The sequence below is a fragment of the Chlorobium sp. genome (assembly GCF_049593655.1).
In the GTDB taxonomy this organism is placed as follows: Bacteria; Bacteroidota; Chlorobiia; order Chlorobiales; family Chlorobiaceae; genus Chlorobium.
The window spans coordinates 15,663-39,210 of sequence record NZ_JBAWHG010000060.1; the positions used below are offsets into that span (position 1 = coordinate 15,663).

The following is a 23,548-nucleotide window of genomic DNA, read 5'->3' on the forward strand; positions in this document are numbered from 1 at the left end:
TTTTCGGTTGTGAACAGTTTAATCGCCGATGTTTCTCCGGATCGCCGCGGTCATTTCCGTTGTCGAGACCGTGCTCTGGCCTGCCTTGGCGATATCGGCGGTCCTGAGTCCTTCGGCCAGGGTCTTCTCGATCGCTCCGTATATTTCGCTGGCGATATCCGGCATGCAGAAGCTGTGCTCGAACATCATGGCGACCGATGCGATGGTGGCTATCGGGTTCGCCCTGTTCTGTCCGGCGATATCGGGTGCGCTGCCGTGGATCGGCTCGTAGAGAGCGTGGTTCCTGCCGATGCTTGCAGAGGGCAGCATGCCGAGGCTTCCGGTGATCATGCCTGCGATGTCACTGAGGATATCGCCGAACAGATTGCCGGTCACGATGACGTCGAACTGCTTCGGGTTCCTGACGATCTGCATGGCGGCGTTGTCTACGTACATATCGCTCAGTTCGATGTCGGGAAAATCGCGGTGGACTTCATGCACCACGTTCCGCCAGAGCTGCGATACCTCGAGGACGTTGGCCTTGTCGATCGAGGTGACTTTTCCTCCCCGTTTCTGGGCGGCTTCGAACGCGATGCGGGCGATACGTTCCACCTCGTAGCGTTCGTAGACCATGGTGTTCCAGCCCTTGTTCTGGTCATAGCCTCTCGGCTGGCCGAAATAGATGCCTCCGGTCAGCTCCCTGAAGACGATGAAATCGGTTCCGCCGACCACTTCCGCCTTGAGCGACGATGCCTCGACAAGCGCGTCGTACACCTTGGCCGGCCTGAGATTGGCGAAGAGCCCGAGTTCCCTGCGGATTTTCAGCAGTGCCGCTTCCGGTTTATGTTCGTGCGGCAGGTTTTCCCATTTCGGGCCGCCCACGGCCCCGAGCAGCACGGCGTCGCAGTTCCGGCAGGCTTCGAGGGTTTCGTCGGTCAGCATCTCGCCGTGCAGGTCGTAGGATGCGCCGCCGAAGGGGTGTTCCTCGACCACGATTTCAAATCCGTGCTTTTCCGAGAGCCGGTTCAGGACTTCCAGAGCTCCGGCTACGACTTCCGGGCCGATGCCGTCACCCGGTATGGATACGATCTTGTACATGCTTGTAATTTTCCCGGTGCATTATTTTTTAATCAGCCAGCTCATCATGTCGCGCAGTTTTGCGCCGACCTTCTCGATGGCATGACCGCTGTTTTCGGCACGAAGCCTGTTCAGGTTGTGGTATCCGCCGTTGCATTCGTCGATGAACTCTTTGGCGAAGCGTCCGTCCTGAACCTCTTCGAGGATTTTTTTCATCTCGGCTTTCACTGCGGGGGTGATGACGCGCGGTCCGCGGGTCATGCCGCCATATTCGGCGGTGTCGCTGACCGAGAAGTTCATTCTCGAAAGTCCGCCTTCGTAGTAGAGATCGACAATGAGTTTCAGCTCGTGCATGCACTCGAAGTAGGCGAGCTCTTCAGGATATCCCGCTTCGACAAGGGTCTCGAAACCTGCCTTGATGAGCTCGGCTGAACCGCCGCAAAGCACAGCCTGTTCGCCGAACAGGTCGGTTTCGGTCTCGTTCTTGAATGATGTTTCGATAACGCCGGCCTTGGTGCCGCCGATGCCTTTGGCCCAGGCAAGAGCCTGCTGGCGGGCTTCGCCGGTAGCATCCTGATGCACCGCGATCAGGCAGGGTACGCCGTTGCCCTGCGTGTAGGTGCGGCGGACGAGGTGCCCGGGGCTTTTCGGTGCGATCATGATGACGTTCAGCGATGCATCGGGAACGATCTGCTTGTAATGAATATTGAAGCCGTGCGCGAAGGCAAGGGTGTTGCCCGGCTGCAGGTTCGGAGCTATTTCTGATTCATAGATGGCTTTCTGGTACTGGTCGGGCAGGAGCACCATGACGATATCGGCCCATTTGACGGCTTCGGCAACGGTGTTGACCTGCAGGCCGGCTTCACGTGCCCTGTCGCAGGACGAACTGTCGGGGCGCAGGCCCACACAGACGTTCATGCCGCTCTCCTTGAGGTTCAGGGCGTGCGCATGGCCCTGGCTGCCATAGCCGAGTATGGCGATATTTTTTCCCTGCAGATAACCGAGATCGGCATCCTGCTCATAATAAGCGTTCATTTCTTCAAGATGTTTTGATTGACTGTAAGTGAAAAATAGTGCTCAGGATTCACCCCGGTGAATGGCTACCGCACCGGAGCGGGCAAGCTCCCTGATGCCGTACGACCTGAAAATATCAATGGTTGTATTGATCTTGTCCGGAGAGCCAATGACCTCAATAGTAATGGATTTTTGTTTTATATCCACGACTTTGCCTTTAAAAACATTGATCAGTTCGAAAATCTCATGCTGCGTGGTTTTGCTGAGTTTCAGGGTCATGAGCAGCAGCTCCCGCTCGACATGAGGCTGTTTCGTCAGGTCGGTAACCTTGATGGTATCGATCAGCCGGTTGAGCTGTTTGAGCACCTGGCTGACGATCTGATCGTCACCCCGGGTGACGATGGTCATCCGGGAAAATTCCGGATCTTCTGTCTCCCCTATGGAGATGCTCTCGAGGTTGAATCCCCGGGCGCTGAACATGGCGGCGACCCGGTTGAGGGTGCCGAATTTGTTTTCGACCAGTACGGATATAATGTGTTTCATAGTGCGTTTCAAACCATTGTTTTCGGGTTCAGTCTCTCAAGCAGCATGTCGGAAATCGAGCCGCCCGCCGGGACCATCGGGAAAACCATATCTTTTTTGACAACCTTGAATTCGACAAATACGGGACCTTCGTTCCATGCCAGCGCTTCCGTGATGGCTTTTTTCGCCTCCGCCGGATTTTCCGCCCGCAATGCCTTGCAACCGAATGCCTCGGCAACCTTCACGAAATCCGGATTGCTGTCGCCGAGATCGGTGAAGGAGTACTTCTCCTGATGGAAGAGCTCCTGCCACTGGCGGACCATGCCGAGAAAGCTGTTGTTGATCAGGAATATCTTGACCGGAACCTTGTAGTGCACGGCCGTGACCAGCTCCTGAACGTTCATCATGAACCCGCCGTCTCCGCAGAACAGCACGACCGGCCGGTCGGTGACGCCGAATGCCGCGCCTATGGCCGCAGGAAGGCCGTAACCCATGGTGCCGAGTCCGCCGCTGGTGATGATCGAGCGGGGTTTTCTGAACCGGTAGTACTGCGATGTCCACATCTGGTGCTGTCCGACATCGGTCGTGACGACAGCATCTCCGCTGGTTTGCCGGGAAACTTCGTCGATGACGTACTCGGTTTTCAGCGAATCCTCTTCGTTCGTATACGCCAGCGGACACTGTTCCTGCCACTTGCGAATCTCGGCCAGCCAGGGCGTGCGGTCTTCATGCTGTTTCGGCATCGCTTCCAGGAGCGTCTGCAGAAAGTGCTTCGCATCGCCGACGACCGGCAGATCGACCTTGATGTTCTTGTCGACGTTTGTTGGGTCTATATCGTTATGAATGATATAGGCCTGGGTTGCGAAGGTGTCGGTTTTTCCGGTAACCCGGTCGTCGAAGCGTGCGCCGACGGCAATCAGCAGGTCGCAGCTGTTGACGGCCTGGTTCGCCCAGAATGTTCCGTGCATGCCGAGCATGCCCATGGAGAGCGGGTGGTCGCCAGGAAATGCGCCAAGTCCCTGCAGGGTCATGGTTACGGGAATGTTCTGCTGCGTGGCGAGCTCGCGGAGCTCCTCGGACGCATTGGCGCTGATGACGCCGCCCCCTATGTAGAAGAGCGGTTTTTTTGCCTTTGCTATTTTCTGCGCAGCCTTTTCAACCTGGTTCTGATGGCATTTGACGGTGGGCTTGAACCCCCTGATTTCAACGGTTTCAGGCCACTCGAAGGTGCAGGTGGCGTTCAGCACGTCTTTCGGCATATCGACAAGAACCGGTCCCGGCCGGCCGTTCGTGGCCAGATAGAACGCCTTGCGGATGGTGGATGCGAGCTCCCTGACATCCTTGACGAGGAAGTTGTGTTTGGTGATGGGTCTTGTGATGCCGACGATATCCGCCTCCTGGAAGGCATCGTTGCCGATCAGGGTGCTGGGCACCTGGCCGGTGAAGACAACCATCGGCGAAGAGTCCATATAGGCATTGGTGATGCCGGTAACGGTATTGGTCGCTCCCGGTCCTGAGGTGACGAGCACGACACCGGGTCTGCCGGTGGCTCTCGCATACCCTTCGGCCATGTGGGTCGCTCCCTGTTCGTGCCGGACGAGAATATGCTTGATGTCCTTGACATCGTAGAGCGTTTCGTAAACTTTCAGCAGGGCTCCTCCGGGGTAGCCGAAGATATATTCAACGTTTTCACGCCGCAGACATTCGAAGAATATTTCCGATCCGTTCAGTTTCTGTCCTGATGCAGGCATAGTCGGGTTATTTTGGTTCACAGTAAACAGGGGTTTTCATGATTGCTCCGGTACTTGCCGAGGTCACGAGCTGCGAGTAGCGGGCAAGGTACCCCTTTTTTATTTTCGGTTCGAAAGGCTTGAGTGCGGCCAGCCTTGCGGCTATGACCGTTTCTGTCAGCTCCATCGAGATCGTGCGGTTCGGGATGTCGATGGTGATCATGTCGCCGTTTTCAAGTGCGGCGATCGGCCCTTTTTCGGCAGCTTCAGGCGATACGTGGCCGATGCAGGCCCCCCTCGATCCTCCGGAAAACCGTCCGTCGGTTATGAGTGCTACCGAACCACCCAGTCCGCGGCCCATGATGGCGCTGGTGGGGGAGAGCATTTCGGGCATTCCCGGTCCTCCCTTGGGTCCCTCGTAGCGGATGACCACCACATCGCCGGCCCTGACGTCGCCCTCCATGATGCCTTTCAGGGCATCGTCCTGCGAATCGTACACCTTTGCCGGTCCGGTATGTTTCATCATTTCCGGGCTGACAGCGCCGGTCTTGATGACCGCGCCCTGGGGGGCAAGGTTGCCGTACAGGACGGCCAGGCCTCCCGTGGCGGAGTAGGGATCCCCGATGCTTCTGATGACGCTCCGGTCAAGCACTTCAGCTCCGGAGATGTTCTCTCCGAGCGTTTTTCCGGTAACGGTCGGCGCCGAGAGGTCGAGCAGGCCGTCGATACGGCTCAGCTCTTTCAGGATGGCCGAAATGCCCCCTGCCCGGTCGACATCCTCGATGTGGACATCCATGGTGGCCGGGCTCACCTTGCAGATATAAGGCGTTTTAGCCGAAAGGGCATTGAGTTCCGAGAAATCGAAATCCAGTTCCGCTTCATTGGCTATGGCCAGGGTGTGCAGGATGGTGTTGGTGCTTCCGCCCATGGCAAAATCCAGCGCAAAGGCGTTCAGCAGGGACTTCCTGGTGATGATGTCTCTTGGCCGTACATCGTCTCTGACCAGATCGATGATCCGGCGGGAAGCCTCCCTGACCAGTTCGTTGCGTCGGGGATCGACTGCCAGCACGGTCCCGTTGCCGGGAAGGGCTATGCCGAGCGCTTCGGAGAGGCAGTTCATCGAATTGGCGGTGAACATGCCGGAACACGAACCGCATCCGGGGCAGGCGCTGTCCTCAATGGTTTCGAGCTCCGATTCCGTGATCTCTCCGGTGCTGCACTGGCCGACGGCTTCGAAAACCGAGATCAGATCGACGGTTCTGCCCGAAGGCGTCCGGCCGGCCTTCATGGGACCTCCCGAAACGAAAATGACCGGAATATTGATGCGCAGGGCGGCCATCATCATGCCGGGGGTGATCTTGTCGCAGTTCGGAATACAGACCAGGCCGTCCAGACGGTGCGCCTCGGCGACGGTTTCGACGCTGTCGGCAATGATCTCGCGGCTGGCAAGCGAATAGCGCATGCCGATATGGCCCATGGCTATGCCGTCGCAGACTCCGATGGTATTGAATTCGAAGGGGACGCCTCCGGCTTTGCGAACCTCCTCTTTCGCTATTCTTCCCAGCTCCTGAAGGTGGGCGTGGCCCGGTATGAGCTCGTTGAAGGAGTTGCAGATGCCGATAAAGGGCTTTTTGAAGTCACTGCCGGAAGCAATGGCTCCGGTAGCTTTCAGAAGGCTGCGGTGCGGCGCTTTTTCAAATCCGTTTTTTACCGTGTCAGATCTCATGATGAAAATTTTGACAATTAACAAAACAACCCCAGGGCCTGCCGTTCCCGAAGCCATCAGATTTGCTATTGTCAAAAAGGATAAATGGACTTGGGACCGGCTTTCTGTTCAGAGCACAGAAATAATAACCTGTACGGGAAGTACAGATACCGAAATTCCGATCCTGATACCGAGGGTATCGAGCATGCTGCCTGCACTGCCGCTGTGAGCAACAGGGCTCATAATTCCTGTGCTGGCAGGAGTCTGTTCCGCAGAGCGGTTATGTGTTCCTGTTTCAGGCATCTACTCGGTCAATACAGGTTTTCTTGTAAAGCGTTGCACAAAAAGCAACAAAATAAATCCGGCGATAATTTACATTATAGCTTTTATTAAAGCAAACACGAAAAATAGTAAAAAAAGCTCCTCCGGATTTTTTTATAATTACAGTAACTGTTACTGTAATTTATGGTTGAATGCGGCCGGGCCGTAAATCGTTCCTGTTCCAGACGTATCTGCAACAAAACAAGCAAGCAATATGCTGAATCTTCAGGCACCGCTTCCAAAGGACCTCCCGTCGTTTTTTATGACCATCTCCCTTGTACTGTCCGTTATTCTTCTGGGGGAACTGCTTATCCGAAGGTTCAGCGTCAGTGCCTTCGTTGTCCGAAAAATCATCCATCTCGGCATGGGTATCGTGGTTTTTTTCGTGCCGGCCTATTTTACCTCGAACTTTTACCCGCTGCTTGCGGGCCTGCTCTTTCTTCTTCTGAACGGCCTGAACCTGTTCAGGGGGTGGTTCCTGTCGCTGCATTCCGAAACGGTCGAGCCGGGAGGCCAGCAAGGGTTGAGCAGTTACGGTTCGATGCTTTTCCCTTTTGTGTTCATGCTGCTCGCCCTGTTTCTGTGGGACGACAACAAGTGGATCCTGCAGTCGGCGATGCTGGTTATGGGGGTAGGCGACTCGCTTGCAGCTCTTGTCGGCAGCACGGCGGGACGGCGCCATATCGAGCATCTGACGGAGAGCCCGAAAACGCTTGAAGGTTCGGCAACCATGTTCGTGGTCTCCTTTCTCCTGCTGCTCATGTGCCTGTTTTTTTTCAGTGGCGACATCAACGGCGCCCTTGCTTCGCAGCCGTTCTGGATAATCCTGCTCTTCGCCCTCTTCCTCGCCCTGGTTGCCACGGCGGTCGAGGCGCTGCTTTCAAGGGGGCTCGACAATCTTTTCATTCCGGTCGCCATCGCCTATGTGCTGTATGTGCTCGAAATGAACCATACCGTCCAGCTGGGGAATTTTATTGTCGGCGGTCTGCTTGCCCTGTTCATGGCGGTGTTTTCCGTAAAGGTGAAATTTCTCAACAACAGCGGTGCTACGGCGACATTTCTGCTTGGAACGACGATTTTCGGAATCGGAGGCATTGCATGGACCGTTCCGATGCTGACCTTCTACCTGCTCTCTTCGGTGCTCTCGAAGCTCGGCAAGAAAAGAAAGGCGAAATTCGACCTGGTTTTTGAAAAGGGTTCCCAGCGGGATGCCGGTCAGGTTTACGCCAACGGCGGCATCGCCTGGATTCTCATGATCGTCTTCTCCCTTACCGGCCATCCGGCGGTATTTTTTGCCTATCTTGGCACCCTTGCCGCCGTTCAGGCCGACACCTGGGCGACGGAGATCGGCACCATGTGGCCGAACCCGAAAGCCTGGCTTATAACCTCCTTCAGGGAGGTGCCGGTAGGAACGTCCGGCGGTGTATCGGTGCCCGGCACCTCCGGGGCGTTCATCGGATCGCTTTTCATCTGCACCAGTGCGCTTCTGGTCAATGTCGGATGGCTCTATGAGTTCGGCGTGCTGCCCTCGCTCCTGCTTATCGGGCTTTCAGGACTTGCGGCCAGCCTTGTCGACAGCTTTTTCGGAGCCACCGTTCAGGCGCAGTATTTCGACCCCATAAGGGAGAAGGTTACCGAAAGAACGCACAGTATCGCCGCCGACGGCTCGCTTGTAGAAAACCGGCTGCTCAAGGGCGTCCCTTTCGTGAACAATGACCTGGTCAACACGCTTTGTGCGCTTTCGGGTTCGGCTCTGGCTTATATTGTCGTCGTGAACCTCGGGATTTTTTAATTAACCTCCATTGAACTGTTATGGCTGATTCTCAATTCGGGCTTTTTTCGCTTGTTTCGAATTCCGGGCCGGTTGTCCTTGCCGTCCTTCTTCTGCTGCTCTCGTTTTCCGTGCTCTCATGGACCATCATCGCGTATAAATTCGGTCATATCAGAAAATCCAGGCATGAATCGGATGAATTTCTCGACTGTTTTTTCGAGGTTTCAAATCTCGACAGGGTTTTTGCCGAAAGCGAAAAGTACCGGAACGGTTCCCTTGCAAGGGTATTCCGTGCGGGCTATATCGAGTACCGGGCGGCCGGAAAATCCGGGGAGGGCGAACGGATCAGGCGTGCGATCAAACGCGAGGTCAACGCTGAAAACAAGCGGCTTGGCCGTCTTGTACCGTTTCTCGCCACGGTCGGCAATACGGCCCCCTTCATCGGACTTTTCGGTACGGTCTGGGGTATCATGAACTCCTTCCACAATATAGGCCTGACGCAGTCCGCCTCCCTTGCCGCGGTCGCTCCCGGTATTTCCGAGGCGCTTGTCGCCACGGCCGCCGGACTTGCAGCGGCGATTCCCGCCGTGATGGGCTATAACTATCTGATCCAGCAGATCGGCACTATCGAGCAGGATCTCGAGGATTTTTCCGGAGAGTTCGCTTCCGCCTGTCTTGAGAAAACCGATACCCCACCGAACGCATGATGACATCCGGAAAAAAAGGGTTGATGAGCGAGATCAACGTGACGCCGTTTGTCGACGTCATGCTTGTGCTGCTCATCATTTTTATGGTGACGGCTCCGATGATGACCCACGGAGTGAAGGTCGATACGCCCCAGACCACGCATGAAAAAATGGATATCGACGCAAAGTCCATCATCATCGCCATCGACGCGAACCGTCAGGTATTCATCAATCAGTATCAGCTCGATGCCTCTGAAGTAGGGGAGCGTCTTCCGACCATTCTCGACGTGCGCCAGACCAGGGAGGTTTACCTGAAAGCCGACAAATCGCTGCCTTACGGCCTTGTCATGAACGTGATGGCGCAGATAAGGGAGGCCGGTATCGAAAAAATCGGCATGGTCACCGAGCCGCAGCCGGTTCGAAAGGATCCGGAGAGGTAGGCCCAGTCTATGAAAAGAAGTCAGGAATTCAGGATAGAGAAAAAACGGTTTTCGTTCTGGCTTGCCGTCGCCGCAGGGATGCATCTGCTGGTGCTGCTTTCAGCCCTGGCGTATCAGTATTTTCTCGGAAGCAGCCCGAACCCTCCGAAAATAGTCAATGTCAGTCTTGTTTCGCTTCCCGGTCCGGGCGGTTCATCGCTGCCGGCTGAAGATGGAGAATCCGGTCAGGCGTCTGCAGAAACGCTTCCCGCGGAGTTTCCGGACGTCCCTCCGGAAGCTGCCAAATCCGTCGAAAGTGAACAGGCTCCGGTAAAAAAAGCGGTTTCCGAACCGGTAAAGGTGAAAATCCCGCAAAAACCGGTCAGGGAGAAACCGGCCGTAAAAAGCGAGCCGGTCATGAAAACGCCGGAAAAGCAGGTAAATCTCGGCAAGGCTCTCGAAAAGCTCAGGCAGTCGGTGGACCGTAAAGCAGCGGCATCCGGTTCCGCAAAGCAGGACAATCTGGGCAGTGCTCTTGCCCGGCTGCAGCAGAAGGTCTCCTCCCAGGGGTCCGGCAAAGGCACGGGAGGCGGTGGAGGCGGGTCTGCCGCCGGAAGTGGTACCGGGCGGGGCGGAGGGGGGACAGCCGATCCCTACAAGGTAAGGATCGCCTCCATTATCCAGAAAAACTGGGAGTTCTCCTCGCAGATGCTGCAGAGCAGTTACGGTATGGAGGTGTATGTGCATATATTCGTCCTTTCCGACGGGACGATAAGGGATATCACCTACGACAGAAGGGCGCCGAGCGCCTACCTGAATAACTCGGTGAAAAGGGCGCTCGAACAATCATCTCCGCTGCCTCCGCTGCCATCGGATTACGGGTCCGGTGGCATATCGATCGGCTTCGTGTTTACCCCTGAAGGTATCGATATGTAACAGAGGCCGAGGCGCCGGATGCAGGCACAACGGCTGTATGTTCGACCAAACAGGGCAGGTTATTTCTTGTATGTGTTTTTTTATGCGTATATTACTTTCACAGGTGCCAGTGTAACCATTTTCATCCGGTTTCTGGTGCTTTCCGACGGCATTTCCAGTTGCCCCCTGTAATAAATAGCGTTTTGCACTGACAAAGATATTTAGTAGTATAAACGTAAACGTTAACTGCCGTTTCTATGATAACTTGTGGCATGAATTCAAGAACTTCGAAAGGTGTGATTGCCGCTGTACTGCTGCTGTGGAGCCTGTTTCTTTCGCCATTTTTTCTGCATGCCGAGGAACAGGGAGAGTACATTGCGATTCGCAAGCAGGGCGGAGGCAAGATCGCGCTTGTTCTTGACCGTGCTGCCGCAAAAGGCGGAAAAGAGTCCGAATGGGCTCAGGAATTCGATAAAACCGTCAAGGAAGGTCTCGGTTTTTCCAACCTTTTCTCGATTCTTCCTCCGCCATCGAATGTTCGTGCCGGAAGTGACGGCAAAGCCGGTGGCGTGAATTTCGGAGCCCTCAGTTCGGTAGGAGCCGAAGTGTATGCGGGAGGAGCCGTTTCAAAAAAAGGCGGCAAGGTAAACATCGACATGGAGGTCTACGATACCTTCGGTACAAAGCTTCTCCTGAAGAAGTCCTACAGCGGCAAGGAAGAGCATCTTCGTTCCCTGGGACATGCGTTCTGTGCCGATCTCATCGAACTTCTGACCGGCAAGAAATCCTTTTTCGGCAGCAAGATCGTTTTCATATCCAGCAAGACGGGATCAAAAGAGGTCTACCGGTGCGATTTTGATGGCCATGGGGTTGAGCAGGTCACCAATTTCCGCTCGATATCCCTTACTCCGGTGCTTTCGCCAGACGGACGTTATCTTGCCTATACATCCTACACCTCCGGGCGTCCCACGCTCTATATCAGGAACCTGCAGGACAACAAGATTTCGTCGGTCGCCAAGAACGGGGTCAGTGTCGATCCTTCATGGAGAAACGCAACCGAGCTGGCCACCACCCTCTCATTCGAAGGCGATCAGGAGATATATCTTGTCCGGCCTGACGGAGGTATTGTCAGAAGGCTCACCAACAGCAAGGGCATCGACGTCTCCCCGACTTTTTCGGCCGATGGCCGCCAGATGGCTTTCGTATCGGCAAGAAACGGTCTTCCCCAGATTTTCATTCAGGATATGCAGTCCGGCCTCACCAGGAGGCTTACCTACAGCGGACGTTACAATACCCAGCCCTCATGGTCTCCGGCAGGTGATAAAATTGCCTACTCGACATGGGAAAAAACAGGGGAAATCAATATATTTGTTATAAATGCCGATGGTTCCGGCCTGAAAAGGCTTACCAGTGGTGTACGTGAAAACGAATCACCTTCGTGGTCTCCCGATGGGAGTATGATCGTTTTCACCTCCAATCGTCAGGGAGGAAAGAAGCTCTATGTTATGAGTTCGAACGGAGAAAACCAGCGGCGTTTATTGCAGGTGGATGGCGATCAGATGCAGCCGTCCTGGTCTTTGTTCCGTTAGTATATTTTTTCGTTAATAACCTTAAAAAGGGGGAAGCATGAGAACCGTCAAACCACTACTCAGAAGCATGTTCATACCAGGCATGCTCTTTCTTGGAGCCTGCTGCTGCCAGGAAGATGTCGTCGTAGCTCCTGAAGTGTTACCGCCGCCTGTCGAGCTTGGCGATATTTTCTTCGATTACGACAAGTCAGAGCTCCGCGCCGAAGCTACACAGCAGCTTCAGAAGAACTTTGACTGGATGAAGCAGAATGCCACAGGCACTCTCGTTGTTGAAGGCCATTGCGACGAGCGCGGCACCAACGAATACAACATGGCTCTCGGCGAGCGCCGTGCCAATGCTGCCAAGGACTACATGGTCAACATCGGCGCTGATCCTGCCAGAATGCAGGCCGTCAGCTTCGGTGAAGAGCGTCCGTTCGCTCTCGGCCATGACGAGGCTTCGTGGGCTCAGAACAGAAGAGCGCACTTCGTCGGACAGGGCGCAGCAGCACCTGCACCAGCACCTGCTGCAGAAGCAAAGTAAGACAGGCAGCTTGTTTGTTGTAACAATGGGGCAGGCAGTGATGCCTGCCCTTTTTTTTTCACGATATAAATATCAGGATACCATGAAAACCAGACTCAGGGGATTACTTGTAATAGCGATGATGGCAAGTGCCGGATGCTCGTCAAAAACCGCTGTGACCTCTTCAGACAGCGATGCCGGACAGGGTTCTTCTCTTCCGGGCAGTACTTCAGGCGCCGTATCGGCAGCAAGCCGCGGATACGGATTCGACGAGTGGCAGACCGGTCCGGTCGGGGACGTCTTTTTTGATTACGACAGTTCGATTCTTGCCGCCGAAGCTCAACAGCGCCTGACGGAGAATGCGGCATGGATGAAAAGCAACTCCGCCAAACAGGTTGTTATCGAAGGCCATTGCGACGACCGCGGCACTTCCGAATACAACATCGCTCTTGGGGAGCGCCGGGCAACTACCGCCAAAGAGTTCATGACAAGACTCGGTGTTGCTCCTTCACGCCTTGAGACCATTACCTACGGAGAAGAGCGCCCGTTTGACAAAGGCCAGAACGAAGATGCCTGGGCAAAGAACCGTAGAGCTCATTTTATTGTAAAATAGCCGGCATATCCCGCAGTTTACGGGATATCCGATGATATGATGAACAAACCTTTATTCCGACCTATGAAAATCAAGGGCGTTTTATTCTTTCTTTTTCCGGCAGTTGTGTTCAGTGGCTGTGCATCGAAATCCGATCTTGTCGTCGTTTCCGACGATGTCAGAAAACTCCGGACGGAATCGGAAACCATAAAATCACAGTCAGCAGCCTCCTATTCCGATGTTCAGCAGGTTCGCGACGAGGTCGCACAGCTGCAGGGCAAGTTTGATGAGATGGGCTACAGGAACCAGCAGACTTTCGGGCGGCTGGGTCTTGAGGACTCGCTTCTTGTGCAGAAAATGGACAATATCGATACCCGGCTCGGACGCATCGAGCAGCAGCTCGGACTTGGTTTGCAGAAGCCGGCGGCCCCGAAGGGAAGCGCGCCCGCTGCGGGTTCCGTGCCCTCTTCGGCCTCAACCGACAGTGCGCTCCTCAACGAAGGCGTGCAGAAGCTCGCAAAAAACAGTTATGCTTCTGCCAGGGAGAGCTTTACGGCGCTTATGCAGACCTACCCGAAATCCAGTCTGTTCGACGATGCGCAGTTCTACATCGCCGAAAGCTACTTCAGCGAGAAATGGTACGAAAAGGCCGTTCTTGAGTATCAGGTCGTCATCGCCAGATACACGAAAAGCAACAAACGCCCGGCCGCACTGTACAAGCAGGGACTCTCCTTTGAACAGCTTGGCGACCAGGTGAACGCAAACGCCCGGTTCAGGGATCTCCTGAACGTCTATCCCGCTTCACCGGAAGCTGCAATGGCCAAAAAGAAACTCCGGTAAAACCGTTCATGGACGGACAGGCTCGATGAACCCCGGTGATCCCGGGGTTTTTTGTTGTCCTGTTTCTTATTTGTATTTAATCTGAATAATAATATATTCAACGATTAATTATAGATAATCGAAGGGCGGGGCAGCAGCCCGTTCTTCTTCCGGATCGTCAATGTTTAACCACATTTCCAGTAATGAACAGAGTCAAAAAAACCATTTCACTCGCCTGTCTCGGCGTACTGCTTTCCCTTCCCGCTTCAGCCGCCGAAAATGATCCTGAGAAAACCGCTCTCATAAAAGGGGTGAGTTTTTCCGGGCTTATAGAGGTTGAAGGTTCGTATGTCGACAACGATGGCGACAGTTCGAGCGATCTCTCTCTTGCAACTTTCGAGCTCGATCTTGAAGCCAGAGTGACAGACTGGCTCAGCGCTCATGCCGTGCTGCTCTATGAGGAGGACGGCGACGACGAGCTGCTTGTGGATGAAGCCTACATCAGAATGAAAAAAGAGGATATGCCTTTCTTCGCCGAAGCCGGCCGTATGACCCAGGCCTTCGGTAATTTTGCGACCGGCATGATTTCCGATCCTCTGACCCTCGAACTTGGCGAAACCAAGCACCATGCCTCGCTTCGGGTAGGTTACGAGGCCGATCAGCTGACGGCATCGCTCGCTCTTCTGAAGGGCGACGTGCAGAAAGCCGGAAAGGACGATATCAACACGTTTGTGGCGGCCATAGGCGCTGCCGGAGAGGTTAACGAATCGTTCCGCTACGGCCTCGGTGCTTCATATATCAGCAACATCGCAGATACCGACGGCCTGCAGGATGCCTACGAACCCTATGGTCATGAGACCTCGGAGTTTGTCGGGGGATACTCCGTTTACGGCATCGCCGGGATAGGCAGCTTCGAATTCCGGGCAGAATACCTCACGGCGGCAGATGCATTTTCCGATGGCGATCTGGCGGGCATGCAGCCGCAGGCCTGCAATTTCGAAATCGGTTATGATTTTGCGCTTCCGCTCCATCTCGCTCTCCGCTACGCAGGCGCTGATGATTTCGAGGTGGAAAAGCAGTACGGAGCCACGCTCGCCTATGACCTTGCCGAAGAGGCCACGCTTGCGCTGGAGTACCTGCACATGAAAAACGAAGACAGTACGAAAAGCGATGATATGGTGACGCTTCAGCTTGCCATGGAATTTTAAAAATCAGGGAGAAGAGGTGATGTGTCCATTGGTAATGCTGAGCTGCGGTGAAACAGCAGAAATAGTCGGCGTCAGGCATGCAGGGCGGCATCAGTCCGGCGCTTGTGCCCGTCACGGTGAGTGCGGCGGCAGTGACGGCAGGGTCGAGGCGCGCTCGGCGCGTCTTTCCGAAATGGGCTTTTCGCCGGGCCAGGTTGTCGAGGTGGTGCAGAACACTCCCGGAGTGCCGCTGCTGCTCAGGGTCAGGGATGGGAAAATGGCGCTGGATAAGCGAACGGCTATGCAAATAATAGTAAGAAGGATACTCAAATGAATTTATCGGAATTAAGAAAAGGGCAGGCCGGCAGGGTCCTGAAGATCGATGCCATACCGGCTTTACGCAAAAGGCTTCTCGATATGGGGGTTTTGGCCGGCGAGGTAATCAGGGTTGAGGGTGTTGCGCCGTTTGGCGATCCTATTGAAGTGTCTGTAAGAAACTACAGGCTTTCGCTTCGAAAAAAAGAGGTTGAAGGAATACTTGTAGAGGAGGTGGAATGATGCATACAGAGGAAATGATTGGAACTGTGGTGAAGCCGGATGGCATGAAGGTTAAGGGGTGCGTCGTGGCCGTCGTGGGGAATCCGAATTGCGGCAAGACCACGCTGTTCAACGCGCTGACCGGATTGAACCAGCGGGTTGGAAACTGGCCGGGCGTGACGGTCGACCGGAAAACCGGTCACTTTACGCATAACGGCACGGCATACGAGCTTGTCGATCTGCCCGGCATTTATTCGCTCTCGGCACTTTCCCAGGATGAGGAGATAGCCCGGGACTATATCATGTCGGGTGAGGCGGATCTTATCGTCAACATTGTTGATGCTTCGAATCCGGACAGGAATCTCTATCTGACGAGCAGGCTGCTTGAAATGCAGGTTCCGGTAGTCGTTGCACTCAACATGATCGATGTTGCTGCAGAAAAAGGCATTGAAACCGATGTCGCAGAGCTTTCAAGGCGTCTCGGAACAGCGGTTGTGCCTCTGGTTGCATCGCGCGGTGACGGGATCGGCGAGCTTAAAGCGGCTATTGCCAGGGGGGTTGCTGAAAAGAGGGTGGCAGGCAGCCGGGTTACCTACCCAGGCGCTCTCGACAAGGCGATCAGGGAGATGTCGGTGGAGGTTTCCCCGGCAGCCGGAGCGTTGCGGTACGATCCGTCATGGCTTGCCCTCAAGCTGCTCGAAGGTGATCATCGTCTCGAAGCGAAACTCGACGACAGCATGCGGCAGCTTGTCGACCGTCGACGGGAAGCGCTGGTCAGGCAGCTCGGGGATGATGCCGATATCGTCATAGCCGATACCCACTACCGTTTCGTTGGCGATCTGTCGGCAAGCGCCGTCAAAAGAAGTATTGATAAGAAGATGACACTCACCGATCGTATCGACCGGGTGGTGCTGAACAGATTCCTCGGCATCCCGGTGTTTCTTCTTGTGATGTATCTGATGTTTCTTTTTACCATCAATATAGGAGGCTCCTTTATTGATTTCTTCGACATCGCTGCCGGCGCACTGTTCGTTGACGGTTTCGGGCACCTGCTCGCATCCCTCGGATCCCCCGAGTGGTTTGTCGCCATCCTTGCTGGAGGGCTTGGCGGTGCACTGCAGACCATGGCCACCTTCATCCCTCCCATCGGATTCATGTTCATTTTCCTCTCCGTCCTCGAAGATTCAGGATACATGGCCAGAGCCGCCTACGTCATGGACCGGGGAATGAGGGCGATAGGCCTGCCGGGGAAAGCCTTCATTCCCATGCTCGTCGGTTTCGGCTGTTCGGTGCCGGCCATCATGTCGGCAAGGACCATGAACGACGAGCGCGACAGGATCATGACCATCATGATGGTGCCGTTCATGTCCTGCGGCGCAAGGCTTCCGGTTTATGCGCTTTTCGCGGCAGCATTCTTTCCTGTTGGAGGTCAGAACCTCGTGTTTCTGCTCTATCTTATGGGAATAGCCGTTGCCGTGATGACCGGATTCATCCTGAAAAATACCCTGCTCAGGGGCGACGTCTCCCCGTTTATCATGGAGATGCCTGCATACCATCTGCCGACGCTGCAGGGTATTGCCATCAGGGTGTGGGAGCGGCTGAAGTCATTCCTTTTCAAGGCCGGGAAAGTGCTGGTGCCCGTTATCATGGTGCTGAGCTTCATGAACTCGCTGGGCACCGACGGAACCTTCGGCAATGAAGATACCGAACGTTCGGTGCTTTCCGTTACCGGAAAGGCCATAACGCCGGCATTCTCCCCGTTCGGTGTCGGCGAGGAAAACTGGCCTGCAGCCGTTGGTCTCTTTACCGGTATTTTTGCTAAAGAGGCCGTGGTAGGGACGCTGGACAATCTCTATGCGCAGATGTCGTCAAACGATGAAGGCGCTGCGGAAGAGGAGGTGTCGTTCAGTCTCTTCGGCGCGCTGTCGGAGGCGTTTGCCACGATACCTGAAAATCTTGCCGGTGTGACGGAAAAGTTGCTCGATCCTCTCGGCATCTCGATCGGCGATGTATCCGACAAGGCAGCTGCTGCCGAAGAACAGGAGGTCGGCACATCGATTTTCGGTTCGATGGTATCGCTTTTCGACGGAACGGCAGGAGCCTTTGCCTACCTGGTGTTCATACTGCTCTATTTCCCATGTTCGGCGGCTATCGCCGCAGTCTATCGCGAAACCAATATCGGATGGACACTTTTTGCGGGTGCATGGACTACCGGACTTGCGTATTTCTTTGCCGTCATCGTCTACCAGACGGCAACATTCAGCGTTCATCCGGCTTCATCGGCGGTATGGATCGGCGGCATGGCGCTTCTGCTCCTTGTAGCGATCGGTCTGATGTATCTGAAGGGCGGACGAGCTGAAATCCGATAGGCTTCGCAAAATGAAAAAAAGGAGCGGTTACGCGCCCGGGCCGCTCCTTTCACATAATCATAACAAGAGGAGGAAGGCATGACACTTACAGATCTCAGGGGGTTTCTCAGAGAGAGAAATCGGGTATCGCTCGGTGAAGTTGCCGGGCATTTCAATACCGATAAGGGGATAGCCGAGTCAATGCTTGAGCACTGGGTCAGAAAAGGCAGTGTCGAGAAGAAAACCGGAGATGTTTTTTCAAGCACCTGCTGCGGCAAGTGCAGCGGGCACAGGACGACCTGGTATCAATGGATCGGGGGGTAGGCGAGCCGCCGGGAACGGGTGACGATGAACGGTTTGTTCAGCATTCCGTTTTTTTTGTGACAGTTTTATTAATTATAAATAGTCTAAATAAATAAAAGGAGAAGCCATGAACTCTGCTGGAGAGGGGAAGAACGGGTGCCATTTTCATTGTCAGGTTCAGAAATGTACATGCGGCGCATTTCATCTGCATTACCGGTATGCCATGGTGGTGCTGCACAAGCAGGCACTTTTCCGGATCATGGAAGAGTGCTATCGCAGGGAGGAACAGCACGCCGGCGACAAATCGGGACGCAACCCTGCGCCCATGATCATCATGCTTGGAATCGTTTCGCTGATCGTTCCCGAAGAGGATTTCAGCATGTTCAGCAATGCAGTTCATGAGGCGGTTTCAGAGGAACTTGGCTTGCCCGCGCTTTTGGGCGAAAGCTTTCCGTTGCCGGGAAAGGGAGATGGCGGAATGTGAACAGGAACAGTATTCTATCAACAGTTAAAACATCAAACGGAATATGAAAAAAATAGGCCTTTTCTGGGGATCGCAGACCGGTAACACCGAAAATGCAGCCGATCTCATCGCCTCCGTCATCGGTTATGAGCACGTGGACAGCTACAATATCAGGGATACCGGCGCCGATACGCTTGCTGGCTATGATTCGCTCGTCATCGGCACATCGACATGGGGAGCCGGAGAGCTGCAGGACGACTGGTACAAGGTATTTCCGACTCTCGATTCGCTCGACTGCAGGGGAAAAACAGTCGCCTTGTTCGGGCTGGGCGACCAGCTGAGTTACGGCGACTTTTTTCTCGACGGCATGGGAATCCTGTATGAGAAATTCGTCGAAAGAGGCGCAAAGGTGACCGGGGCATGGCCCGCTGACAGCTATGACTACTCCGGTTCGAGGGCCTTCGTACAGGGTTCTTTTGTCGGGCTTGCACTGGACGCCGATAATCAGGACCATCTGAGCGCTTCGCGTATTCAGCAGTGGGTAGGCATGATCAGACCAGTGCTGCTTTGACTGGTTGAGTTACGTCGGAAGCGGATAAAAACAAAAAAAGCCATGCATTCTAAGGAGTGCATGGCTTTTTTTTGTACAGCTGAAGAAAAATCTGACGCTTATTTGAAGAACTCGTTAAGCGTGTAGGTGCGCCGGTCGATCTCAACGCACAACTCCCTGTTGAGCGAATTGTAAAACACCGGGATATCCCTCATGGTCCACTTAACGCCCCGCTTGTCGAAATCGATCACATAGCGGTTTTCGTTATCGAGAACCTTCTGTTCGAGATTGATGGCGATGTCGGGCTGGGTGGTCAGCACATAGAGTTCAATCTCTCCGGCGATGAGTCTGCTGATCATCTCTTTGGTTGGAGAGAGCTTTGTCCTTCCGGATGCAGGGCATATTTCAAGTTGAAGGCGGTCGTTCCGGTCTCTCTTGGCCGAAGTAATGAAATACTTTTGGGCTTTGTGGACTGCGTTCCCCGACCAGGGACCCGAGGTGCTTGACCGTACCTGGTTTTCTCCGGTAAATGGTCGACTGAGCTGAGGTTGCATCGTTTGCACATGATTTGGATTGGCAAATAAAACACACAGCGGTGTGTACCTTCAACAATACCCAAGTTAGCAAAACATCGTCAAATAAAAAAAAGATTCGGTTTGAATCCCTCCAGACGCCATCTCCTGCGCTTTTCCGGGTTTTTGCGAAAAGCCTTTCCGGTTAAGGTTCCTCTTTTTTTTGTTCTTTTTTATTACTTTTGAGGTAAACGATGACAGCATAGTAAGCGTGCGAATGTGTTGTGTATCGTCCCGCAGTCCCCGAAGTGTTTTTCCGTATCTCCTTGCAGTTTCATAGCAGTCGACCTGTTGGATAACCCCTCCCCCAGTGAGGATGGTGCAGCTATGATTCCCCAACTGTTTACCGATGTGCTGATTCTCTTGGCATGGTATTTCTCCTTAGGGATCTTTTTCAGCGTATTCCTGCTCAGATGCCGCAAAAAAAGGGGCGATTGAGTTATGAGCATCGATGTTCCGGGAGAGGCTGCCTTTGCGCCAGTGGCTTGTCGCCGAAACCCGTCTGTGGAAGCGGCCCTACGGGTTTTTCCGTAATGCGTTAAGAAAGCTGAAAAAGCGCATCCGAAAAGCCTTTGCTGCCGGTTGATGCCAACGTCCGGCACTCCCTTTTTATTTCTTGCTGTCAAAAATCACTTTTTATAATAAAATGATTTTTTTTATTATTGCTTTGTATATCAAAGTAATTTTGATAGTATTCGGGTGAACGGCGGTTACTCTGAAAATAGCGCCGTTTTTCGTCCGTCAGTCCCCGAAGCGCCTTCGGTATATCCGTGCAGTTTCATAGCCCCCTACTTGTTGGATAACCCCTTCCCCATGAGGATATTGCAACGATGATTCCACAATTGTCCAATGATTTGCTGGTTCTTTCAGCATGGTATTTGTTTTTAGGTTTTTTTTTCAGGATGTTTCCTTTACGGCGTCGCCCCAAAAAAGGGCAGGTTGAGTTATGATCTTCGGTGCCTGAAAGGATTTTTTGCCCGTACAATGCAGCCGGCAGGCGATGAGCCTTCCGGCTTTTTTTGTTTTTCTCTGTACGCGGGGGTACTGGGGATGTCGCCCCTCTTTTTACGGAAAAATCATTATCTTCAGCGTAACACCCGATATTCCGGACAGTTCCGTTCGTAAACCCTGTCAGCTTTTTCGCGGTATGGCCGCCAAACTGTTTCGCTTCAGGAAAATTCCTTTTGCAGGTACAAGCGCCGCACCGGCCGCCGGTTTCCGCCCTTCGGAAGGAGCTGATTTCTGATGGCTCCTTTCGAAATCCAGCATTATGCGAGTTTCGTTTCCTCGATCCTGCTTTTCCAGCTCATGCCCGGACCGGGCACCGTGATGATTCTCGATACCGCTGGCCGGTGCGGCAAACGGGCGGGATTGGCCGCAGTCGCAGGGACGCTTGCGGGCGACTTCGTTTACATGCTTGCCGCAGTGACCGGTCTTGCCACGTTCATGCCGGACGGGTATTCGCTGTTGCAGATCTTGCAGTGGATCGGGGCAGGGTATCTCTGCTGGATCGGATTGCAGCAGTTCCTTGCCGCCGGCAGGCTTTGTGCAGGCAGGCAGGTGAGCACGAACGTTTCGCACGCTTTTTCACGCGCTTTAGCCGTAAGCCTTACCAATCCGAAGGTCGTATTGTTCTTTTTTTCCTTTTTTCCGCTCTTTCTGCTTCCCGGTGCATCAGGTTTCACTCTCATGGCCATGATGGCGCACGTCACCATTATCAGCTTCGTCTATCAGGCAGGCCTCGTGCTTATGGGCAGCATGGCGACATCCCGGTTTGCCGCCATGCCGAAAGTTCATGGTCTTGCACGGCGGATCGCCGGTCTTGCGCTCATCGGCTTCGGCGTCAGGCTCGCCTTCGCGAGCAGGTAGTCTCCTTCGGGCGAGTTTTTCCCTGTACCCGCAACCCCGGGTTTTCCACTTTCTACCCGCTCAGCGTGAGGATGTCGCTCCAGGCCGTGGTGTACTGCGCTGACTTCATTGCCTGATTCGGTTTCCATGCATCGTCGTTCTCTGCGGCTATACGGACTGCTGCGGGGCCGTACCGGCGGTTGATGCTCTCCATCGCTTCCATGAGGCGTTTTTCCCGGTCATTTCCGGCAGTGTCCTCTTCGGTGAACAGCGCGATCTCCCGTTCTGATGATGATGCCGGTGCGAGACCGCTGACGATCACGCCCGCCTTTTTGTACTCGAATCCTTCCCGGTAGATCGATGCCAGCGCCAGTTCAGCGGTCCGGATTACGGAGATGGTGTCCCGCGACGGCCGTGGCATGGCCAGGGTTCGGGTTCCCCGGTATTTCCGGTGCGGTTCGTCGAACGGGCTGGTGCAGATAAAGACGGTGAGCATCGATGCGACGGAACCCTCCTCTCGGAGCTTACGGGCGCATGTTCCGGCAAAGGTTGCCACAGCCTGCTGCAGCTCGTCCAGCGAGATAACCGTGCGTCCGAATGAACGGGAGGTGCAGATGCTCTGCTTTGGCGGCCTGACCTGTTCCAGTGGCAGGCATGAGTGTCCGTTGAGTTCCTCCTGAATGCGGATTCCGGGGATGTGCAGGTTTTTCCGGATCCACGATGCCGGAGTTCGGGAGTAGTCGAGGGCGGTCCGGATGTTCCGCGTTTCGAGCAGCCGGTTCCATTGCCGTCCGATTCCCCAGATATCGTCAACTTTCAGGGTAGTCAGGGCATCGGAAATTTCTTTCCGTGTGGAGAGCATGCAGACGCCTTCGTACCCTGGGTTTTTCTTCGCCATCCGGCTGGCCGCCTTGGCCAGGGTTTTTGTGGAGCCTATGCCGATGCTGACCGGAATGCCGGTGTGCTTTCTTACCGTGGATCGGATACGGCTTGCGTGATGTTCCAGTCCGAACCGGCTGAAGCCGCCGAGGTCGACAAAGGCCTCGTCGATGGAGTAGATCTCGATTTCAGGTGCAAGGTCGCCGATTGTGGCCATCACCCTGGAGGACATGTCGCCGTAGAGCGGGAAGTTTGCCGAAAAGACCCTGACCCGGTTTTTTTGGAGGATATCCCGGAACTTGAAGGCCGGCCCGCCCATCGGCAGGCCGAGAGCCTTTGCCTCGTCGGAGCGTGCGATAAAGCAGCCGTCGTTGTTCGAGAGCACGACCACGGGTTTTCCGGTCAGCGACGGGTTGAAAACCCTTTCGCAGGAGACGTAGAAGTTGTTGCAGTCGACCAGGGCGAACATGACCGGTGTGTTTTTTTGATTTTTTGTGCGGTTGGCGGCTGTTTACCCGGAAATTCAGCGGGCCTTGTGGATGACGTAAGTGACGATCCCCCAGACGGTGAAGTCGTTTGCTTCGGTGATCCGGATCGGCTTGAACCGTTCGTTTGCAGGCATGAGGCAGAGTTCCCCATCCGTGCGGGCGATGCGCTTGACGGTGAATTCCCCGTCGATAAAGCAGACCGCAATATCGCCCTCCTTTGGGTCGAGGGCCTTGTCGATCACCAGCAGATCTCCGTCGAGGATGCCGGCGCCGGTCATGGATGTCCCTTTGGCGCGGGCGTAGAAGGTGGCTGCCGGATGCTTGATGAGCGCCTTGTTCAGGTCGAGCGTCACCTCTTCGTAATCCTCCGCCGGGGAAGGGAAGCCTGCGGCAATGCCGGTTCCTGCAAGCGGCAGTTCGAGTTCCGAGGCAAGATCGGCTGTAAAAAAATCCGCCACGGGGCCGGTATGGATTCGGGATAGCTGCATAGTGCAATGTGTTGAGTTTTCTCCCGCTTTGCAAGCGCTCTGTTAAGCATGCCGCAAACCCGATGTGAACAAAATCCGGGACAGCGGTATCTCCTTTCGGTAACCGGAACTGGTCCGGAGTGTCGAGTCGTTGTGCGAGCGTTCAGAAGGCCTGCCGTGCGGCCGGTAAAAGCGAATGCGGGTTTCAGGCTGGCGCCTGTAAACCCGCATCGATGAAAGTGAGTCTCATGGCTGGCGCCATGAA

24 protein-coding genes are annotated in these 23,548 nt (G+C 54.6%); 16 read left to right on the forward strand and 8 right to left on the reverse strand.

Features of this window, described 5'->3' with window-relative positions:
• Window positions 1-18 precede the first annotated feature (18 nt).
• The 5 genes from leuB to ilvD are packed head-to-tail and all read right to left on the reverse strand — an operon-like array spanning window position 19 to window position 6,048.
• The gene (gene leuB, locus WBP50_RS10565) at window positions 19-1,077 is read right to left on the reverse strand and encodes a 3-isopropylmalate dehydrogenase (RefSeq protein WP_423934270.1); all 1,059 of its coding nucleotides are present in this window, start codon (window positions 1,075-1,077) and stop codon (window positions 19-21) included.
• Between the two features lie 21 nt (window positions 1,078-1,098).
• A complete protein-coding gene (ilvC, locus tag WBP50_RS10570; protein ID WP_423934272.1) occupies window positions 1,099-2,091 on the reverse strand; it encodes a ketol-acid reductoisomerase in 993 nt (330 codons plus the stop codon).
• 42 nt (window positions 2,092-2,133) lie between these two features.
• On the reverse strand, window positions 2,134-2,613 hold the full coding sequence (gene ilvN, locus WBP50_RS10575; protein WP_423934274.1) for an acetolactate synthase small subunit: 480 nt from the start codon (window positions 2,611-2,613) through the stop codon (window positions 2,134-2,136).
• Window positions 2,614-2,621: 8 nt separating this feature from the next.
• Complete coding sequence (ilvB, locus tag WBP50_RS10580) at window positions 2,622-4,343, reverse strand: biosynthetic-type acetolactate synthase large subunit (RefSeq protein ID WP_423934276.1); 1,722 nt, start codon at window positions 4,341-4,343, stop codon at window positions 2,622-2,624.
• A gap of 7 nt (window positions 4,344-4,350) precedes the next feature.
• Window positions 4,351-6,048, reverse strand: coding sequence for a dihydroxy-acid dehydratase (gene ilvD, locus WBP50_RS10585; RefSeq protein ID WP_423934279.1), 1,698 nt, complete (start codon window positions 6,046-6,048; stop codon window positions 4,351-4,353).
• Window positions 6,049-6,562: 514 nt separating this feature from the next.
• Here ilvD and WBP50_RS10590 point away from each other — a divergent pair.
• From WBP50_RS10590 to WBP50_RS10660, 15 genes are all read left to right on the forward strand, one after another.
• Window positions 6,563-8,140: a DUF92 domain-containing protein gene (locus tag WBP50_RS10590; RefSeq protein WP_423934281.1), complete on the forward strand. Its 1,578-nt coding sequence runs from the start codon at window positions 6,563-6,565 to the stop codon at window positions 8,138-8,140.
• Between the two features lie 20 nt (window positions 8,141-8,160).
• Window positions 8,161-8,826 (forward strand): protein TolQ, encoded by a 666-nt coding sequence (tolQ, locus tag WBP50_RS10595; RefSeq protein WP_423934284.1) that lies wholly within the window; start codon window positions 8,161-8,163, stop codon window positions 8,824-8,826.
• Window positions 8,823-9,245, forward strand: coding sequence for a protein TolR (tolR, locus tag WBP50_RS10600; RefSeq protein ID WP_423934286.1), 423 nt, complete (start codon window positions 8,823-8,825; stop codon window positions 9,243-9,245). The genes tolQ and tolR overlap by 4 nt, the downstream gene beginning before the upstream one ends.
• A 9-nt stretch (window positions 9,246-9,254) precedes the next feature.
• Complete coding sequence (locus tag WBP50_RS10605) at window positions 9,255-10,160, forward strand: energy transducer TonB (protein WP_423934287.1); 906 nt, start codon at window positions 9,255-9,257, stop codon at window positions 10,158-10,160.
• Window positions 10,161-10,411: 251 nt separating this feature from the next.
• Window positions 10,412-11,728 carry a Tol-Pal system beta propeller repeat protein TolB gene (gene tolB / locus WBP50_RS10610; protein WP_423934289.1) on the forward strand — a complete coding sequence of 439 codons (1,317 nt, stop codon included), beginning with the start codon at window positions 10,412-10,414 and terminating at the stop codon, window positions 11,726-11,728.
• A 37-nt stretch (window positions 11,729-11,765) separates the two neighbouring features.
• The gene (gene pal, locus WBP50_RS10615; RefSeq protein ID WP_423934291.1) at window positions 11,766-12,251 is read left to right on the forward strand and encodes a peptidoglycan-associated lipoprotein Pal; all 486 of its coding nucleotides are present in this window, start codon (window positions 11,766-11,768) and stop codon (window positions 12,249-12,251) included.
• Between the two features lie 82 nt (window positions 12,252-12,333).
• Window positions 12,334-12,843, forward strand: coding sequence for a peptidoglycan-associated lipoprotein Pal (gene pal, locus WBP50_RS10620; protein ID WP_423934293.1), 510 nt, complete (start codon window positions 12,334-12,336; stop codon window positions 12,841-12,843).
• A 63-nt stretch (window positions 12,844-12,906) separates the two neighbouring features.
• On the forward strand, window positions 12,907-13,662 hold the full coding sequence (gene ybgF, locus WBP50_RS10625) for a tol-pal system protein YbgF (protein WP_423934296.1): 756 nt from the start codon (window positions 12,907-12,909) through the stop codon (window positions 13,660-13,662).
• A gap of 182 nt (window positions 13,663-13,844) precedes the next feature.
• Entirely contained in the window at window positions 13,845-14,849 is a 1,005-nt protein-coding gene (locus WBP50_RS10630) for an LbtU family siderophore porin (RefSeq protein WP_423934298.1), read from the forward strand.
• 19 nt (window positions 14,850-14,868) lie between these two features.
• A complete protein-coding gene (locus tag WBP50_RS10635; RefSeq protein ID WP_423934301.1) occupies window positions 14,869-15,162 on the forward strand; it encodes a FeoA family protein in 294 nt (97 codons plus the stop codon).
• Window positions 15,159-15,386 carry a FeoA family protein gene (locus tag WBP50_RS10640; RefSeq protein WP_423934302.1) on the forward strand — a complete coding sequence of 76 codons (228 nt, stop codon included), beginning with the start codon at window positions 15,159-15,161 and terminating at the stop codon, window positions 15,384-15,386. The genes WBP50_RS10635 and WBP50_RS10640 overlap by 4 nt, the downstream gene beginning before the upstream one ends.
• Entirely contained in the window at window positions 15,386-17,734 is a 2,349-nt protein-coding gene (feoB, locus tag WBP50_RS10645; protein ID WP_423934319.1) for a Fe(2+) transporter permease subunit FeoB, read from the forward strand. Before WBP50_RS10640 ends, feoB begins: the two co-directional genes overlap by 1 nt.
• Before the next feature lie 78 nt (window positions 17,735-17,812).
• Window positions 17,813-18,037 (forward strand): FeoC-like transcriptional regulator, encoded by a 225-nt coding sequence (locus tag WBP50_RS10650; RefSeq protein WP_423934303.1) that lies wholly within the window; start codon window positions 17,813-17,815, stop codon window positions 18,035-18,037.
• A gap of 106 nt (window positions 18,038-18,143) precedes the next feature.
• Window positions 18,144-18,500, forward strand: coding sequence for a hypothetical protein (locus tag WBP50_RS10655; RefSeq protein ID WP_423934305.1), 357 nt, complete (start codon window positions 18,144-18,146; stop codon window positions 18,498-18,500).
• A gap of 43 nt (window positions 18,501-18,543) precedes the next feature.
• Entirely contained in the window at window positions 18,544-19,050 is a 507-nt protein-coding gene (locus tag WBP50_RS10660) for a flavodoxin (protein ID WP_423934307.1), read from the forward strand.
• 98 nt (window positions 19,051-19,148) lie between these two features.
• Here the strand turns inward: WBP50_RS10660 and pscD are convergent, their stop codons facing one another.
• Entirely contained in the window at window positions 19,149-19,583 is a 435-nt protein-coding gene (gene pscD / locus WBP50_RS10665; RefSeq protein ID WP_423934308.1) for a photosystem P840 reaction center protein PscD, read from the reverse strand.
• A 1,263-nt stretch (window positions 19,584-20,846) separates the two neighbouring features.
• Here pscD and WBP50_RS10670 point away from each other — a divergent pair.
• On the forward strand, window positions 20,847-21,470 hold the full coding sequence (locus WBP50_RS10670; protein ID WP_423934310.1) for a LysE family translocator: 624 nt from the start codon (window positions 20,847-20,849) through the stop codon (window positions 21,468-21,470).
• A 52-nt stretch (window positions 21,471-21,522) separates the two neighbouring features.
• Here the strand turns inward: WBP50_RS10670 and WBP50_RS10675 are convergent, their stop codons facing one another.
• A complete protein-coding gene (locus WBP50_RS10675; RefSeq protein ID WP_423934312.1) occupies window positions 21,523-22,797 on the reverse strand; it encodes a Y-family DNA polymerase in 1,275 nt (424 codons plus the stop codon).
• 54 nt (window positions 22,798-22,851) lie between these two features.
• Window positions 22,852-23,304: a LexA family protein gene (locus WBP50_RS10680; protein WP_423934314.1), complete on the reverse strand. Its 453-nt coding sequence runs from the start codon at window positions 23,302-23,304 to the stop codon at window positions 22,852-22,854.
• Between the last annotated feature and the right edge of the window lie 244 nt (window positions 23,305-23,548).